The following is a 14,698-nucleotide window of genomic DNA, read 5'->3' as shown; positions in this document are numbered from 1 at the left end:
TCGTTCTGGCGTCCGGCGGTCGGTTCGGTCGTCCGGACGGGAGGCACGGATCGCGTCGCCCGGTCGGCGCGCGTTCCGTGGGCGGCTGGCCCTAGTGCATGTACAGGCCGCCGTCGACGTTGAGCGTCTGGCCCGTGACGAACCCGGCGTCCTCGCTGATCAGGTAGGCGATCGCTGCAGCGATGTCCCGCGGGGTGCCGATGCGCGGCAGTACGCCGTCGGCGGCCATCTCGGCCTTCCGCTCCTCGGACAGGGTGCCGCCCATGATGTCGGTGTCGATCGGACCGGGGGCGATCGCGTTGACGGTGACGCCGCGCGGGCCGAGCTCGCGCGCCAGGCCACGGGTCAGGCCGATCACGCCGGCCTTCGCCACCGTGTACGGGGTCTTGCTGAAGGTGCCGCCGCCACGCTGGGCGGAGACCGACGACAGGTTCACGATGCGCCCGTAGCCGGACCGCACCATCGACTCCGCCGCCCGCAGGCTGGCGAAGTGCACACCGTCGAGGTTGATCGACAGCACCCGGTGCCACTCCCCCTCGGGCAGGTCGAGGTAGGCGTGCGCGGACGAGACCCCCGCCAGGTTCACGAGCGCGGTGATCGGCCGGAGTTCGGCCTCGATCGTGTCGAAGGCGGCACGGACGGCGGACTCGTCGGCGACGTTCGCACCGACGCCGACGGCCCGCACGCCGTGCTGTTCGCGGATCCCCGCGGCGACCTGCTCGCTCGCCGTCTGGTCGAGGTCGATGATCCCGACGTCCCACCCGGCCTCGGCCAGGTGGTGGGCGGTGGCGCGGCCGATGCCCCGCGGCGAGGCGGCCCCGGTGAGGACGACGGTGCGGTCCTGGTGCTGGCCGGCTGACTGGTTCTGCGTGCTCATGGTTCGTGCTCCGGGCTCAGTGGATCGGTGCCGGGCCGAGCTCGTCGAGGAGCTTCTGCATCGCCACGTACGCCTTGTTCCGGTAGGCCACGAGCTCGGGCGTGCGGTCGGCCGGCACGTCGAGGTACCCGGCGCCGGACTTCGTGCCGAGCTCACCGGCGTCGACGTGCTGCTGCAGCGACGGCGGGGTGGCGAAGCGCTCGGGCCAGCGGGTCTGCAGCGACTCGAAGCAGAACGCGTAGACGTCGAGCCCGGCCATGTCGGCGATCGCGAACGGGCCGAAGAACGGCAGGCGGAACCCGAACGTGGTGCGGACGATGGTGTCGATGTCGTCGGGGCTCGCGATGCCCTCGTCGGCGATCTTCGTGGCCTCCTCGAACAGCGCGTACTGCAGGCGGTTCAGGACGAACCCCGTCGAGTCCTTCACCCGCGCCGACTGCTTGCCGGTCGCGGCGACGACGGTCTCGCCGACCTCGATCGCGTGCTCGTTCGTGGTCGGGTGCGGGATGAGCTCGACGCCGGGGATGAACGGCGCCGGGTTCGAGAAGTGCACGCCGAGGAACCGCTCCGGGCCCACGACCGCCTCGGCCAGCGACTCGATCAGGATCGTCGAGGTGTTCGAGCCGATCACGGCGTCGGGGCGGGCGGCCTCGCTGATGCGGCGCAGCGTCGCGTGCTTGATCTCGAGCTTCTCCGGCACGGCCTCCTCGATGAAGTCCGCGTCGGCGACGGCGGCCTCGATCGACTCGGCAGCGCTCAGGTGTGCACGGACCCGTTCGACGGCGTCCTCGGGGAACAGCCCGTCGGCGACGAACTGTGCGGTCTCGGTGAGCAGTCGCTCCAGGTTCTGCTGGGCGATCTCGGCCGAGACGTCGGCGATCCGGACGGTGTGGCCGGCGAGGGCGAGGACCTGGGCGATCCCGCCGCCCATGTAGCCGGACCCGACGACGGCGATGTCGAGGGTGCTCATCGGATTGCTCCTTCGGTGCTGGTTGCTGCAGTCGGGGTCGCCGTCGCGTCGAGCTTCGTCGTCGCGAGGACGGATCGGATGTACTGCTGGTTGGTGGCGCAGACGCCGAGGCTGTCCCCGCCGTACTGCTCGGTCATGACGATCCCGCGGAACCCGTCGGCGACGGCGTCGCGCAGGACCTGGCGGTAGTTGATGAGGCCTGTCTCCATCGTGCTCGGCGCGCTCGTCGCCCAACTGCCGTCGCCGGCCTCGTCACGCGTGTAGTTCTTCACGTGCAGGTAGTTCGTGTACGGCATGGTCTTCGCGAAGAGCTCCCGCCAGTCCTCGACCGGACGGTGCAGACGGATGAGGTTCGCGACGTCCGCGTTCAGGCCGACGTTGTCGAGCCCGATCTCCTCGACCAGGCGGACCGCGCTGTCGGCGGTGCCGAGGTACGTGTCCTCGTACAGCTCGAGCGCCATCGGCAGCCCGACGCTCGCAGCGTGCTCGCCGAGCTCCCGCAGTCGCTTGACCGCAGCGGCCCAGACCTCCGGGTCGTCCGGGTCCTTCGGGCCCGGCGCCGTCCAGAACCACAGCGCCCGCTTCTGAGCGTCGGTGAACGGCTGGTGCAGCCCGGTCGAGAAGACCTGCATGCCCCACTCGGCCGCCGCATCGATGGTGCGGTGGGCGTAGGCCAGGTTCTCCTCCTCGTGCCCGGGCTGGATGACGCTCTTGCGCTGCAGGTGCACCGACGGGATCCCGATGCCGTGCGCCTTCGCGACGGCGAACAGCTCGTCGCGGCGCGAGGGTTCGAGGTCAGCGGGCCGGATGTGGCTGTCGGCGAGCTCGGCGAGCGAGAAGCCGACGGCCTCGATCTGCGCGAACACCTCGTCCCACACCTCGGCGGGGGCGTCGTGGAAGGCCGTCCCGTCGCGGGTGACCTGCGCGAACCCGTGCAGGCAGGCGGCGATCGGCCAGGTCTTCGACGTCCAGGTGGTGGGGTCCCAATCCTGGTCGACCCAGTCCTGTGGAGTGGTCACGGAATGCTCCCTTGCATGTCGTGGTGGTTCAGCGGTGAACCTCTTTCCTATAGGAAAGATACTCGCACGACGCCGGAACGCAACCCCTCCGCCTCAGCTCGTGTGGGACGCGTCCGCGCGCGAACGCAACCGGACGGCGTCGATGTGGAGCCGCATCGCGGCGACGGCCGACGTCGGGTCCGCAGCCAGCGCCTCCAGGATGGCCCGGTGTTCCTGGACCGCACGATCCGTGTCGTCCCCGCCACCCTCGACGATCTGCCGCATGCGGTGCACGCGTGTCGTGATGATCTCGGACATCTCCTCGAGGAACGGGTTCCGTGTCGCGTCGAAGATCAGCTGGTGGAACTGCCAGTCGCTGCGGAAGAAGCGGGCCATCAGCTCCTCCGGCGCCTGCGCTGCCCCGACGGACGCGACCTCGGCGGCCACCGCAGCCTGCTCGTCGAGCGCTGCCGCCAGTCGCTCGCGCAGGCCGTCGACGTCGCCGCGGGCTGCGAGCTCGACGGCGCCGCTCTCGACGATGAGCCGGGCGTCGAACAGGGCCTCGAGCTGGTCGCCGGCCAGGGGCGGCGAGACCCGGTAGCCCTTGTTCGCTTCACGAGTGACGAGGCCGGTGCGTTCGAGTTGCACGAGGGCTTCGCGCACCGGGGTCGGCGAGACTCCGAGGGAGCGGGCCAGTCCGTCGATCGACAGCCGCATGCCCGGTTCGACGTCGTGGCCCATCAGGACCTCGAGCACCCGGTCGTAGACGCGGTCGCGCAGGCCGAGCTGCGTGATGCGCTCCGTCCCGAAGCCGGGCATGGTCGTGGACATGGGTCGATCCTAGAGAATCCACGACTCGGGGCTCGGTGGGAGGGGGCCGAGCCAGGCTGCCCACGGCCGTCACCTTCTTCGATGTGGTCGCGGCATCGCGCTCATGTCGTTGCCGGACTTGCTCGATTGCCTCTCCCTGCGCGCCCATATGGCGCTCTTGTGTCAACGGGTAATCGGCTAAGGCCTCAGGAAAACACGCGCCAAAAACGTAGCTGAACAACGGAACCGCACTATCAGACGCCTACTTCACGTGCAACATCTCCCGAGCAACTTGGCGCAGCTCCGGCCCGAGGATTTCGACAATAGGGGACAGCCGACCGAGACTTTCGACGAATGAAACAGCTATCGCATTCTGCAACCATTCCCCGCCGCGCGCATAATCGATATCTAAATCGTCAAGCGTCATCTGAATGCGTGAATCTTTGGGATCGAGCCGGTATGCGGCGGAGATCTGGATGACAACGTCGCCTAGAAACAGGTGCTCCATTAGATTATGGCTGTCATCCCAATTGACCGGGTCGTCGAGCAGTTGCTTGTATTCAGGATGCTTGGCCACGAACTGCTCGCCCCATTCGGTCGGTGTCAAGGCTTAGCCTCCCATTGCGTTCTGCAGATCGTCCAAGAGCGCCTGTGCCACTTCCCGATCGTGTTCGGAGAGGGGTCCTGACTTGCCCTTGAGCAGGTTTCGGAGTCCGTTACTTTCCTGCTTTCCCTTGATCATCGACCGTTTGGTATGCGTACTCGCCACCATTCGCGCTACTGAATAGGCGGATTGCAGTTTGGATGCCGTTGGGGCTCACAGTTGGGCCTGAAACTGCTCCTGTGAGTATCCCCGTGTTGGTTTCGGCCGAGGCGGAAGCAATAGGACTGAGCAGGGCAGCCAGGACAACTGTGGCGAGCGCGGCAAGAAGCCGGAAACGAGGCATCGATCTCTCTCATTTGATCATGGGAGATTCACGGAAGACCCCCGGGCAAAATATAGGGGATCCTCAGGTGCCCGTCACCCCCTCTCTCGGGGGGTCACCAGGTCGTCTCGGCGGCCATGCAGAGAACTAGCGGGGGCGGAATGCCATGAGCTATATTATCGGCTGGTTCTGAAGGACGGCCACAACGAGTACCGCGGAGCCGGACCCGTCGGCCGCGGCGGTCAATGTGCATGACGCTCCGACCGGACCAATCACAGTGCCCTAGCGGTCAGTGGCATAGACCGCGACGCTGCTCCAACTGCCGTTGCGCGTCCAAGGCGACCTGATGACGCCATAGCTGTTCGGCGCGCTGCGGAGCCTCGGCGGCCTCCGAGATATCGCGCTGGGGTCTCTGCTCCTGCGTCGCGGCGCGGCCGGCCTGCAGGTCGGCGGCCATCTGTTGATGGGGGCCTGCCCATCACGAGCTACATTCTCTCCGATTACCGAGACAGTGTGACTGGAACGTCGAGCCCTCTGACGCTCACAGGGTTGTCCGCCGGGAGCAACATGGTCTCAGTCACCCCGGTGAACGCAGCAGGCAAGGGCCTGCCGTCGTACAGCAGGCAGGTCACCATCGGGTAGCAGTGCCGATGGCTCACTGAGACGGGGACCCCGGCCGTCCCCTACCTGCCGCGACGGCGAGGTGCGGCGACCTACGTGTTCGTCGCCGCCTTGAGGATGACGACGGCGACCGCGGTCAGCAGGAGGGCGCCGCCGAGGCCGGCGAGCGGGTACCAGACGCCGCTGGCGCGGTGGTGGCGGCGGATGCCGAACGCACCGCCGGTGACGACTGCCGCGAAGCCGCCGAAGAAGGTGAGCCCCATGCTGCTGTACCAGCCGGCATCCCCGCAGGAAACGGTGCGGGCGGCGCAAGTGCTGTACGAGATGAGGCTCTCGTCCAGGATGTAGCCGACGCAGCCGATCGCGGCGAGCAGCCCGACGACGATGACGACCCAGATGAGGACGAGGTTCCACAGCGCGCCGCGGTCGCCGAGCGGTGCGCGTTGGATGCGGGACGCCATCGGGCTCCTGTTCTGGTCCGTCTCTCGGATGTCATCAGAGTGCCATGCGGGCAGCGAGGATCGATGCCATCGCCGCTGGCCACAGCGCATCCAGCCGCGGCCCCCATGGTTCTGCCATCACCCCACTCTGGCGAAGCGCGGCGACCTCCGACAGGGAGACCCAACGCCAATCCATCACCTCGGTCGGATCCGCTCGCACCGCTGAACCACTCGGCTCCTGCACGACGAAGAGGTCCACGAGCGCCGTCTCCTCGGTGAAGCGGCCGACGCGGCGCAGAGCCTCGGGGTCGACGGTGACGTTGGTCTCCTCGAGCAGCTCTCGGCACGCAGCTGCAGGACCAGTCTCGCCTGCGAACGCGCTCCCACCGGGGAACTCCCACCCGAAGGCGAACTCCTTCGTCGGAGCCCGCTGCGTGAGCAGGACGGTTCCGTCGGCTCAATAGACGCACACCGTGACCACCAGATGGAACGCCCCGCCCGGCCAACCCGCGTCACCGCACCGGAACGTCCCACCCATCGGCGCCCCGGCCGCGTCAACAAGATCCCACCACTCGTCCACACCGCCAGCGTAGGACGAACCGGCACGCGGAACGTCAACATGCGGTGGCAGCGGATCGGCGGCCGCGACGTTGTCGAGGGGTTCCAGTGGTCGGAGCAGGACGGTAACGTGCCGCCATGCACTGGGGGGACACCGGACTCGACGACGACCAGATCGCGTTCGTGCAGCAGACGCTCCCCGATGCCGTCGTCGTGGCCGATGAGTCGTGGGGGCTCCTCGACACGAGGGTCCTGCTCGTCCGCGCTGGCGACGACGGCTTCACCGTGAAGGCCTCCGGCCCGACCAACACGCACTTCCCCCGCGAGCTCGACGCTCACCGCACCGCCACCGCTGCACTCCGAGCCAGCGGGGACGCCGGTGCCCTCGTCGCCGCGAACGAGGAGCACCGCATCCTCGTGCTGGAACGCGTCCCCGGGCACCTCGCCCTCGGTACCCCGGACGAGCACGACCCAGACGTCCACCGTCAGGCCGGAGCACTGCTCCGACGGCTGCACGACCAGGACACCCGCCACGACCCGACGTTCCTACTGCACGAGCAGGCGAAGGCACTGGCCGCGCTCGACGCCCCGCACCGGATCCCCGACGACGTGGTCGCCCGCGCGCGAGCAGCACTGCGCGCACTCCCGACCGACCACGCGACGCAGTCCCTCGTTCCGACCCACGGCGACTTCCACCCGCGCAACTGGATCGTGGACGACGACGCCCGCGACGACCACCACCGCAGGCTCCGCGTCATCGACTTCGGCCGGTTCGGCTGGCGCCCCGCGTCCTTCGACCTCACCCGCCTCGCGGTGCTCCACTGGCAGCACGATCCCGCCCTCGAAGCGGCGTTCTTCGACGGGTACGGCGACGATCCGCGCACTCCGGACGCGTGGCGCTGGCTCCAACTCCGCGAAGCAGTGGGGACGGCGACCTGGGCCTACGCGGTCGGCGACGAGGGCTTCGAGGCCCAGGGCCACGACATGCTCCGCCGCGCCCTCGCCGCGTTCTGACCCGTCAGACCAGGACGCAGCTCACGGCACCCGCACGAACCGCGGCGCCCCACGGTCCCGCAGTCGGAACCCCAGGTGCTGGTACAGCCCGATCGCCCCGGTGTTCCCGGCGGCCGCGTGCATCAGCGGGGTCTCGCCCCGCTGCCGGATGCCGTGCGCGACGGCGAGCACCAACCGGCGCCCGAACCCCTGCCCCCGGTACGCCTCGTCCGTGCACACCGCGCTGATCTCGGTCCACCCAGGCGGGTGCAGGCGCTCCCCCGCCATGGCGACGAGCCGCCCGTCCCGCCGGATGCCCAGGTACGTGCCGAGCTCGATCGTCCGCGGCAGGAACGGCCCCGGCTTCGTCCGCTCCACCAGGGCGGTCATCTCCGGCACGTCGTCGGGCGTCAGCACGACGGCTTCGGGATCCGGCGCACCCTCGATCGCCTCGCCGGTCAGCTGCACACCGCCGGCACCCTCGACGAGCTCCCACCCCACGGGCAGGACGGCAGCCGCACCGACGCCGAGCATCCCGCCCGACCCGAGCAGCGCCCGGACGTCCTCCCAGTCCTGCGCGGTGGGCTGCCCGGGGATCCCCGTCCACACCGACACGTCGGTCTGGTAGCGGACGACGTCGCCGCGCCGCTCGGCGAACCGCGCGTGGTGGCTGTTCAGCGCGGCCATGGCGGGTGCGTCGAGCATGCGCGTCGGGGTGCCGTCGTCTGCGATGGTCAGGTCGAGGGTCCGGAGCGCTTCGCCGCGGGAGTCTCCGCCGCGGAACCCGAGGTCCTCGATCCGCCGACGATCGCCGTCCGCCCACCCGGCGGTGTCCGCGACGACACCGGAGGCGTAGTGGTTCGTCGCGCGTTGGACGACCAGCTGGACGTCCGCTGCCGAGGCCACGAGGACCTCTCCGGGTCGGGGCAGCGCGGTCGAGGTCGGCGCAGTCGTCGTCATCCCACCATTCTCCGCCCGCGGCGAGCGCCGCCGACGCATCGTTGCACCCGGTGACGGCACGGTGCGAAGTTGACCACCCGGTGCAAGGAAACAACCTCGCACCGAGCGTGCAACCTCGCACCACGAAGAACCCGCGCGAGCACCAGACCGAGCGCCCCGCCTCACCCCAGCCGGGCCGCCACGAACTCCACCATCCGCCGCACCAGCAGCGCCTGCGACGCCGCCCGCCGGTACTCGTGCCCCTCACCCTCGAGTTCCAGGTACTCCACGTCGTGCGCCCGCTCCCGCAGCGCCGCCACGACCTGGTGCGCCTCACCGATCGGCACGTTCGTGTCGAGCTCGCCGTGCACGACGAGCAACGGCGCCGTGACGTCGTCGATCGCACGCATCGGCGACAGTGCCGCGAGCAGGGCTTCGTCCTCGACGGGGTGGCCGTACTTCGTGGCGGCAGCGGCCGCGATCCACGGTTCGGTGTCCCGGTAGAAGGTCGCGAAGTCGCTCATCCCGCACACCGCGACCCCGGCCGCGAACACGTCGGGCGTGAACGCCAGGGACGCGAGGGTCGCGTACCCGCCGTACGAGCGCCCCTCGACGGCGACCCGGGAGCGATCCGCGTACCCGTTGGTCACCAGGAACCGCGCGCAGTCGACGACGTCGGCGAGCGCGTTCCACCGCAACGCCAGGTCGTCGGCGTGCACGAACTCGTGGCCGTACCCGCTGGAGCCGCGGATGTTCGGCGCGAACACGGTCACCCCGGCGGCGGCGAGCGCCTGGTGCTGCGGCGAGAACGTGGGTCGCTCCTGCGACTCCGGTCCGCCGTGCAGGTGGACGAGCGCTGCGCGGCCTGGAGGCCCGACATGCGTTCCGACGTCGGCTCCCGCCACCGACGCGGTCGGCTCCACGGCTGGGTACAGCCAGCCGGTCAGCTCCAGCCCGTCACGGGCGGCGAACCGTTCGAGCGTCGGCTCGACCAGCTGCACGTCGGGCAGCACCGGCACGTCGGTGACCCGGCTCCAGGTCAGCGCGTTCGTGTCGAGCCGCCACAGTTCGCGCGGCCGGGTCGGTCCCTCGACGGCGAGCAGCACGCTCCGGCCGTCACGGCTGAGCACGGGGTCGGTGACGACGTACCCGGGCAGGTCCGGCACCGGGGTGCGCGAGGCGTCGTGCGTGTTGACGAGGTCGAGTTCGCTGCGACCGTCGACGTTCCAGACGAGCAGCAGGGTGCGGCCGGCGTCGTCGGCGTCCAGGTACTCGAGCTCGGCGTCGTCGCGCTCGACGATCCGCCGCGGTGTGCCGCGCCAGCCGTGCGGCCCGACCGGCTGCGCGACGAGTCCGCGGCGGGGCAGTCCGGCCTCGGTGGCGACGTAGGCGACGAGCGGGCTCGTCTCGCTCGCGGGCGAGGGCCGGAGGAACGCGATCTCGGCGGACCCGTCGGGGTCGTCGGTGAACAGGGCGTGGCTCTCGTCGGTCAGCCGGTCGACGACCACGACGAACTCCTGGCCGCGCTGCCCGTCGCTCAGCACGACGAGCCGTTCCTCCACCGACAGGTCGAGGATGTGGATGAGCTCCCCCACGGCCAGGTCGTCGCGGTCCCCGGTGACCGGGTCGACCAGGTACGCACGGGCCGGCTGCTCGGGCTCGGTCGAGGGCAGCGTGATGACGACCCGGTGCCCGCTGCGGCTCCACGGTCCGAGTTCGGCGTGCTGGTACCGCGAGCCGGCGATCTGCGCAGCGTCGGAGCCGTCCGGCCGCACCACCCAGACCTGTTGCTTCACGCCACCGTCGGTCGCGAGCGCGACGGCGAGCCACTCCCCGTCGGACGACCACGACACCCGGATCACGGGGTCGTCGGAGAGCGCGATCCGCACCGGTTCCGGCAGCTCGCCGTCGACGACGACGTCCTGCACGAAGACCTCGGGGGTGCCGTGCCGGTCGCTCACGAACGCCACGCGCCGGGCGTTCCGGGTCATGGTCGGTCCCCACGACCCCCAGGCGGCGGTGAGCCGCGCACCCAGGTCGGCCGCGGCCCTGGTGGTGACCGACGGCTCGACGGTGGCCGACGACGCGACGCCCTGCGCGCCTCCAGGCCGGACGGAACCCACGATCACCGCACCCCCTGCTGCTGCAGCCACATCTCGATCAGGCCGAGCTGCCAGAGCGCGTTCGCGCCGATCGCGGTCCTGGTGCTGTTCGGGTCCTGCAGCATCCGCTCGACGGTGGCGGGGTCGAAGAGCCCGCGCTCCCGCGCCTCGGGTGCGTGCAGCGCGTCGCGGACGCGCTCCAGGTACGGGCCCTCGAGCTGGCGGATGGCGGGGACCGGGAACGAGCCCTTGCTGCGGTCGATGACGGCGTCGGGCACGATCCCGCGCGAGGCGCGCTTCATCACGCCCTTGCCGCCGTCGGTGAGCTTCATCGACGGCGTGATCGCGGCGGCGAGCTCGACGAACTCGTGGTCCAGGAACGGCACGCGGGCCTCGAGCCCCCACGCCATCGTCATGTTGTCGACGCGCTTCACCGGGTCGTCGACGAGCATGATCGTGGTGTCGCTGCGGAGCGCGGCATCCACGCTCGTCTCCGCGCCCGGCCGTGCGAACTGGCGGTCCACGAAGGCCGACGGGGTGTCGTCGTCGCTCTTCCACCGCTCCCCGAGCAGGCCCTGCAGCGCCGGCCACCGGCGGTCCATGAACACGGAGCGGTAGGCCTCGGCCGCCTGGTCGCGCGGCACGTCGGCGAGTGGCGGGTACCAGTCGTACCCGGCGAGCACCTCGTCGGCGCCCTGGCCGGACTGCACCACCTTGACGTGCTGCGAGACCTCCTGCGACAGCAGGTAGAAGGCGACGCAGTCGTGGCTGACCATCGGCTCGCTCATGGCGGCGACCGCACCGTCGATGCCGTCGAGCAGCCGCGACGAGGGGATGTGGATGCGGTGGTGGTCGGTGCCGAAGTGCGCAGCGACCTGGTCGGAGTACTCGAACTCGTCGCCGGACTCACCGCCCGCCGCCTCGAACCCGATGCTGAACGTGGCGAGGTCCTGCTGCCCGGCCTCGGCGAGCAGTCCGACCACGAGCGAGGAGTCGATCCCACCGGAGAGCAGCACCCCGACGGGGACGTCGGCGACCATCCGGCGCTCGACGGCGGTGCGGAGCGAGCCGATGAACGCCTGCTCCCAGTCCCGCTCGGACCAGTCGGACTTGGCTGGGTCGCGCTCGAAGCGAGGTTCCCAGTAGACGGTGTCGTGCGTGGTGCCGTCGGGGTCGATCACCCGGACGGTGGCGGGCGGGAGCTTGCCGACGCCGGCCAGGATCGTGCGGGGTGCGGGGACGATCGAGTGGAAGCTCATGTACGAGGCGAAGGCGACGGGGTCGATGGACGTGTCGATGCGCCCGGCGCTCGTGCCGCCGCTGCCGCTCGTGCTGCCGTTGCCTCCGCTGCCGGCGTCGCCGGCCAGGATCGCCGGCAGGGAGCTTGCGAACCGGAGCCCGCCCGGGACGGGTGCGACGTAGAGCGGCTTGATGCCGAGCCGGTCCCGCGCCAGCACCAGCCGGCCGCTGCCGTGCTCCCAGATGGCGATGGCGAACATCCCGATCAGGTGGTCGACGAACGCGGTGCCCCACTCGGCGTACGCCAGGGCGATGACCTCGGTGTCCGACGTCGACGCGAACCGGTGTCCCTTGCCGTGCAGCTCGTCGCGGAGCTGCCGGTAGTTGTAGACCATCCCGTTGTAAGCGATCGTCAGCCCGGCCTCGGCCAGCACCATCGGCTGCGCGCCCGCGGTGGACAGGTCGACGATGGACAGCCGTCGGTGCCCCAGGGCGACCGGGCCGCGAGCCCACAGGCCGTCGCCGTCCGGGCCGCGGTGCGTCATGCAGCCGGTCATCCGGGCGACCGCCCGGACGTCCGGCGCTCGGCCGTCGAACCGGATCTCACCCGCGAGTCCACACATCAGCGCTCTCCCTCGGTGTCCGCCGGGGCGGAGTCGGTGTCCGCCGGGGCGTTCCCCACGATCCACGTGTCCTTCGCGCCGCCGCCCTGCGACGAGTTGACGACCATGCTGCCCTCGGGCGCGACGCGCGTCAGGGCGACGTCGGCCAGGTGCACGTCGTCCGGTCCGGTCCCCGTCGCGTAGACGAAGGCCCGCAGGTCCACGTGCCGCGGGTCGAGACCGGCGGGTCCGATCGTCGGGTGCGAGGACAGCTGCACCACCTCCTGCCCCACCCACCCGGCGGGGTCCGCGGCGATCTCGCGCCGTCGCTCGGCCACCTCGGGGGCGCTCGCGCTCGGCCCGATCAGGACCCCGCGGCCGCCCTCGCCGTCGACCGGCTTCGTGACGAGTTCCCCGACGCGGTCCAGGACCGACAGCCGTTCGACCTCGATGCTCGTGCGGTACGTCGGCACCGATGCCAGCAGGGGTTTCTCGTCCACGTAGTACCAGATCAGGTCCGGCACGGTGACGTACATCGCCTTGTCGTCGACCAGCGCGTTGCCCGGCGCGTTCGCCAGGTAGACCCGTCCTGCCTCCGCCGCGTCGAGGATCCGCGCACCGAGGTCGGGAGCGTGCTCCGCCGTCAGCGCGCTGACGTCGCGGTCGATCCGCAGGTACAGCCCGTCGAGCACGTCACCCGTCGTCGCGTCGACCACGCGTCCGTCGCGGACCTCCAGGTCCGACCCGGACACCAGGCGCATGCCGGCCCCGTCGGCCAGCCTGCGGTGCTCGAACCACGCGCCGGCGGCGGGGCCGTCGCTGACCAGTGCGATCACGGGGTCGGTCGCGCCCGTCACCGCGGTGGTGTTCGCGCAGAGGGTCCGGCGCAGCCGGTCGATCACGCCGTGCGGGTCGCGCAGGTGCGCCGGCCGCGGGGCGTCCGGCACGACGTCGTCCATCAGCTCGCGCAGGGCGATGCCGTACGCGACGCCCGAGGGCGAGCGGACGTTGTCCTCGAGCACCCGCCAGCCGCCGAACTCGTTGCGCACCAGGTCGAACCCGAGCACCGGCGCACGGACGGCGGTCGCCGGCAGCCGGGTGGCGTCCGGGTCCCAGCCCTTCGCGCCGACGAAGTGGTCCGCGTCCAGCACGCCGTCGGCCACGATCCGCCGGTCGCCGTACGCGTCACGCAGGAACAGCTCGATCGCGCGGGCACGCTGCCCCAGGCCACGCTCGAGCTGCGACCACTCGTACGCGCTGATCGTCCGGGGCACCAGGTCGCAGCCGAACTCCTGCGCCCCGCCGTCCACCACGAAGCCGACGTGGTGCTCGCGGGTCCAGACGTCGCGGGCGGTGCAGCGCTCGATCGCCGTCTCGGCGTCCCAGCCGTCGAAGAACGCCGCCAGGTCTCGGAACGCCGGACGAGGGCGTGCACCGGGGCCGACCGCCTCGTCGCCGGCGCGGACGCGGTACCCGGGGATCGGGACCACCGGGTCCTCGTCGCGTCCGGACGGGAGCCCCGCGGTGTCCTCCACCACCAGGGCGACGACGTCGTCCATCTCCCCGCGCTCGGCGTAGGCGGTGCGCTGCCGGTCGGTGGAGTTGCCGCGGGCCAGGGTCGCGTCGAGCAGCTCCGTCACCGTTCCCCAGTCGCCGAGCTCCTCGAGCTCCGGACGCAGGCGGGACACGAGCTGGCGCACCGCGACCTCGGCGGGCAGCCGTTCGGGGTGCTGCCCGAGGCCGACCAGTTCCCCGCTCAACCCGGAGCGGGCGGCCTGCCACATCGCCGCACGGTGCAGGGGTTCACTGCGCGGGTGCCACTCGGCGCCCGACACGACCGACTTCTCGGCCTTGCGCACGGCGGCGCGGAAGAGTCCGGCGATGAGCACGGCGTCGTCCACCACCGGCGTCGCGTCGCAGACCCGCAGCTCGAGCGTCGGCGCGTGCGACGACGGCCGCACGTCGAAGTAGGCCATCTTCTTGTCGGCGATCACGCCCGAGGCGATCAGGTCGTCGAGCACCCGGTCGTACTCGGCGGCGTCCTCCACCGGACCGAAGCTGCCGGCCGACGGCCACCGCTGCCAGATGATGCTGCGGAACGACGCGTACCCGGTGTCCTGCCCGTTCCAGAACGGACTCGACGCGCTCAGGGCGAGCAGCACCGGGAGCACCGGCGCCACCCGCTGGGCGATCAGCACCGCCAGGTCGCGGTCGCTCACCCCGACGTGCACCTGCAGGCCGCAGATGAGCTGTTCGTCGACGAGCATCCGGTACTGCTCCTGCATCCGGCCGTACCGACCGCCGGAGCTCAGCTCGAAGTCGGCGTACTCCGACCTCGGCGCGGTGCCGACGGCGGCGATCGTGACGCCGGCCGGGGCGATCGCGGCACTGAGCTCACTGCGCAGGTCGACGATCACCCGCCGCAGGTCGTCGAGGGTCCGCACCACCGGGGTGTTCGTCTCGATCGTCGTGCGCTGCAGCTCCGCGCCGAAGCGGTCGGTGGGCAGTTTGGGCAGAAGGCGCGGGGCCTTCGCGGAAAGTCGGCCGGACTCGAGGTCGATGAGGTGCAGCTCTTCCTCGGCGCCGAGCGTCAGCTCTGCACTCATGGCTGGAACCTACGCGT

At 70.8% G+C, this 14,698-nt stretch carries 13 protein-coding genes; 1 reads left to right on the top strand and 12 read right to left on the bottom strand.

The annotated features are described in order from the left end of the window. Positions 1 to 91: 91 nt before the first annotated feature. From DEJ19_RS00310 to DEJ19_RS00275, 8 genes are all read right to left on the bottom strand, one after another. Positions 92 to 877 carry an SDR family NAD(P)-dependent oxidoreductase gene (locus tag DEJ19_RS00310; protein WP_111232521.1) on the bottom strand — a complete coding sequence of 262 codons (786 nt, stop codon included), beginning with the start codon at positions 875 to 877 and terminating at the stop codon, positions 92 to 94. A 16-nt stretch (positions 878 to 893) separates the two neighbouring features. Beyond that, complete coding sequence (locus tag DEJ19_RS00305; protein ID WP_111232522.1) at positions 894 to 1,847, bottom strand: 3-hydroxyacyl-CoA dehydrogenase family protein; 954 nt, start codon at positions 1,845 to 1,847, stop codon at positions 894 to 896. Continuing rightward, positions 1,844 to 2,866 carry a sugar phosphate isomerase/epimerase family protein gene (locus DEJ19_RS00300; protein WP_111232523.1) on the bottom strand — a complete coding sequence of 341 codons (1,023 nt, stop codon included), beginning with the start codon at positions 2,864 to 2,866 and terminating at the stop codon, positions 1,844 to 1,846. The genes DEJ19_RS00305 and DEJ19_RS00300 overlap by 4 nt, the downstream gene beginning before the upstream one ends. 93 nt (positions 2,867 to 2,959) lie before the next feature. Beyond that, positions 2,960 to 3,676: a GntR family transcriptional regulator gene (locus DEJ19_RS00295; protein ID WP_110863648.1), complete on the bottom strand. Its 717-nt coding sequence runs from the start codon at positions 3,674 to 3,676 to the stop codon at positions 2,960 to 2,962. Between the two features lie 241 nt (positions 3,677 to 3,917). After that, a complete protein-coding gene (locus DEJ19_RS00290) occupies positions 3,918 to 4,262 on the bottom strand; it encodes a DUF7674 family protein (RefSeq protein ID WP_146250607.1) in 345 nt (114 codons plus the stop codon). 608 nt (positions 4,263 to 4,870) lie between these two features. After that, on the bottom strand, positions 4,871 to 5,038 hold the full coding sequence (locus DEJ19_RS00285; protein ID WP_284176577.1) for a hypothetical protein: 168 nt from the start codon (positions 5,036 to 5,038) through the stop codon (positions 4,871 to 4,873). 256 nt (positions 5,039 to 5,294) lie between these two features. After that, positions 5,295 to 5,663: a hypothetical protein gene (locus tag DEJ19_RS00280; RefSeq protein ID WP_111232525.1), complete on the bottom strand. Its 369-nt coding sequence runs from the start codon at positions 5,661 to 5,663 to the stop codon at positions 5,295 to 5,297. 34 nt (positions 5,664 to 5,697) lie between these two features. Beyond that, on the bottom strand, positions 5,698 to 6,084 hold the full coding sequence (locus tag DEJ19_RS00275) for an NUDIX domain-containing protein (RefSeq protein WP_111232687.1): 387 nt from the start codon (positions 6,082 to 6,084) through the stop codon (positions 5,698 to 5,700). A 254-nt stretch (positions 6,085 to 6,338) separates the two neighbouring features. Between DEJ19_RS00275 and DEJ19_RS00270 the strand changes: the two genes are divergently transcribed. Further along, entirely contained in the window at positions 6,339 to 7,214 is an 876-nt protein-coding gene (locus DEJ19_RS00270; protein WP_111232526.1) for an aminoglycoside phosphotransferase family protein, read from the top strand. A 21-nt stretch (positions 7,215 to 7,235) separates the two neighbouring features. On the opposite strand, the gene DEJ19_RS00265 is transcribed toward DEJ19_RS00270, so the two are convergent. The 4 genes from DEJ19_RS00265 to DEJ19_RS00250 all read right to left on the bottom strand — a co-directional run bounded on the left by DEJ19_RS00265 (position 7,236) and on the right by DEJ19_RS00250 (position 14,681). Next, on the bottom strand, positions 7,236 to 8,153 hold the full coding sequence (locus DEJ19_RS00265; protein ID WP_220035285.1) for a GNAT family N-acetyltransferase: 918 nt from the start codon (positions 8,151 to 8,153) through the stop codon (positions 7,236 to 7,238). Between the two features lie 161 nt (positions 8,154 to 8,314). Then, complete coding sequence (locus DEJ19_RS00260; protein ID WP_258377340.1) at positions 8,315 to 10,285, bottom strand: S9 family peptidase; 1,971 nt, start codon at positions 10,283 to 10,285, stop codon at positions 8,315 to 8,317. Then, on the bottom strand, positions 10,258 to 12,096 hold the full coding sequence (locus DEJ19_RS00255; protein ID WP_111232528.1) for an N-acetylglutaminylglutamine amidotransferase: 1,839 nt from the start codon (positions 12,094 to 12,096) through the stop codon (positions 10,258 to 10,260). Before DEJ19_RS00255 ends, DEJ19_RS00260 begins: the two co-directional genes overlap by 28 nt. Then, entirely contained in the window at positions 12,096 to 14,681 is a 2,586-nt protein-coding gene (locus DEJ19_RS00250) for a carboxylate--amine ligase/circularly permuted type 2 ATP-grasp protein (RefSeq protein WP_111232529.1), read from the bottom strand. Before DEJ19_RS00250 ends, DEJ19_RS00255 begins: the two co-directional genes overlap by 1 nt. Positions 14,682 to 14,698 lie beyond the last annotated feature (17 nt).

The sequence above is a fragment of the Curtobacterium sp. MCSS17_016 genome (assembly GCF_003234255.2).
GTDB lineage: Bacteria > Actinomycetota > Actinomycetes > Actinomycetales > Microbacteriaceae > Curtobacterium > Curtobacterium flaccumfaciens.
This window is presented reverse-complemented; position numbering and strand designations above follow the sequence as displayed.

Coding starts and splice junctions, on each gene's coding strand:
- DEJ19_RS00310 (WP_111232521.1), bottom strand. CDS start 877: ATGAGCACGCAGAACCAGTCAGCCGGCCAGCACCAGGACCGCACCGTC.
- DEJ19_RS00305 (WP_111232522.1), bottom strand. CDS start 1,847: ATGAGCACCCTCGACATCGCCGTCGTCGGGTCCGGCTACATGGGCGGC.
- DEJ19_RS00295 (WP_110863648.1), bottom strand. CDS start 3,676: ATGTCCACGACCATGCCCGGCTTCGGGACGGAGCGCATCACGCAGCTC.
- DEJ19_RS00285 (WP_284176577.1), bottom strand. CDS start 5,038: ATGGCCGCCGACCTGCAGGCCGGCCGCGCCGCGACGCAGGAGCAGAGA.
- DEJ19_RS00280 (WP_111232525.1), bottom strand. CDS start 5,663: ATGGCGTCCCGCATCCAACGCGCACCGCTCGGCGACCGCGGCGCGCTG.
- DEJ19_RS00270 (WP_111232526.1), top strand. CDS start 6,339: ATGCACTGGGGGGACACCGGACTCGACGACGACCAGATCGCGTTCGTG.
- DEJ19_RS00265 (WP_220035285.1), bottom strand. CDS start 8,153: ATGACGACGACTGCGCCGACCTCGACCGCGCTGCCCCGACCCGGAGAG.
- DEJ19_RS00255 (WP_111232528.1), bottom strand. CDS start 12,096: ATGTGTGGACTCGCGGGTGAGATCCGGTTCGACGGCCGAGCGCCGGAC.
- DEJ19_RS00250 (WP_111232529.1), bottom strand. CDS start 14,681: ATGAGTGCAGAGCTGACGCTCGGCGCCGAGGAAGAGCTGCACCTCATC.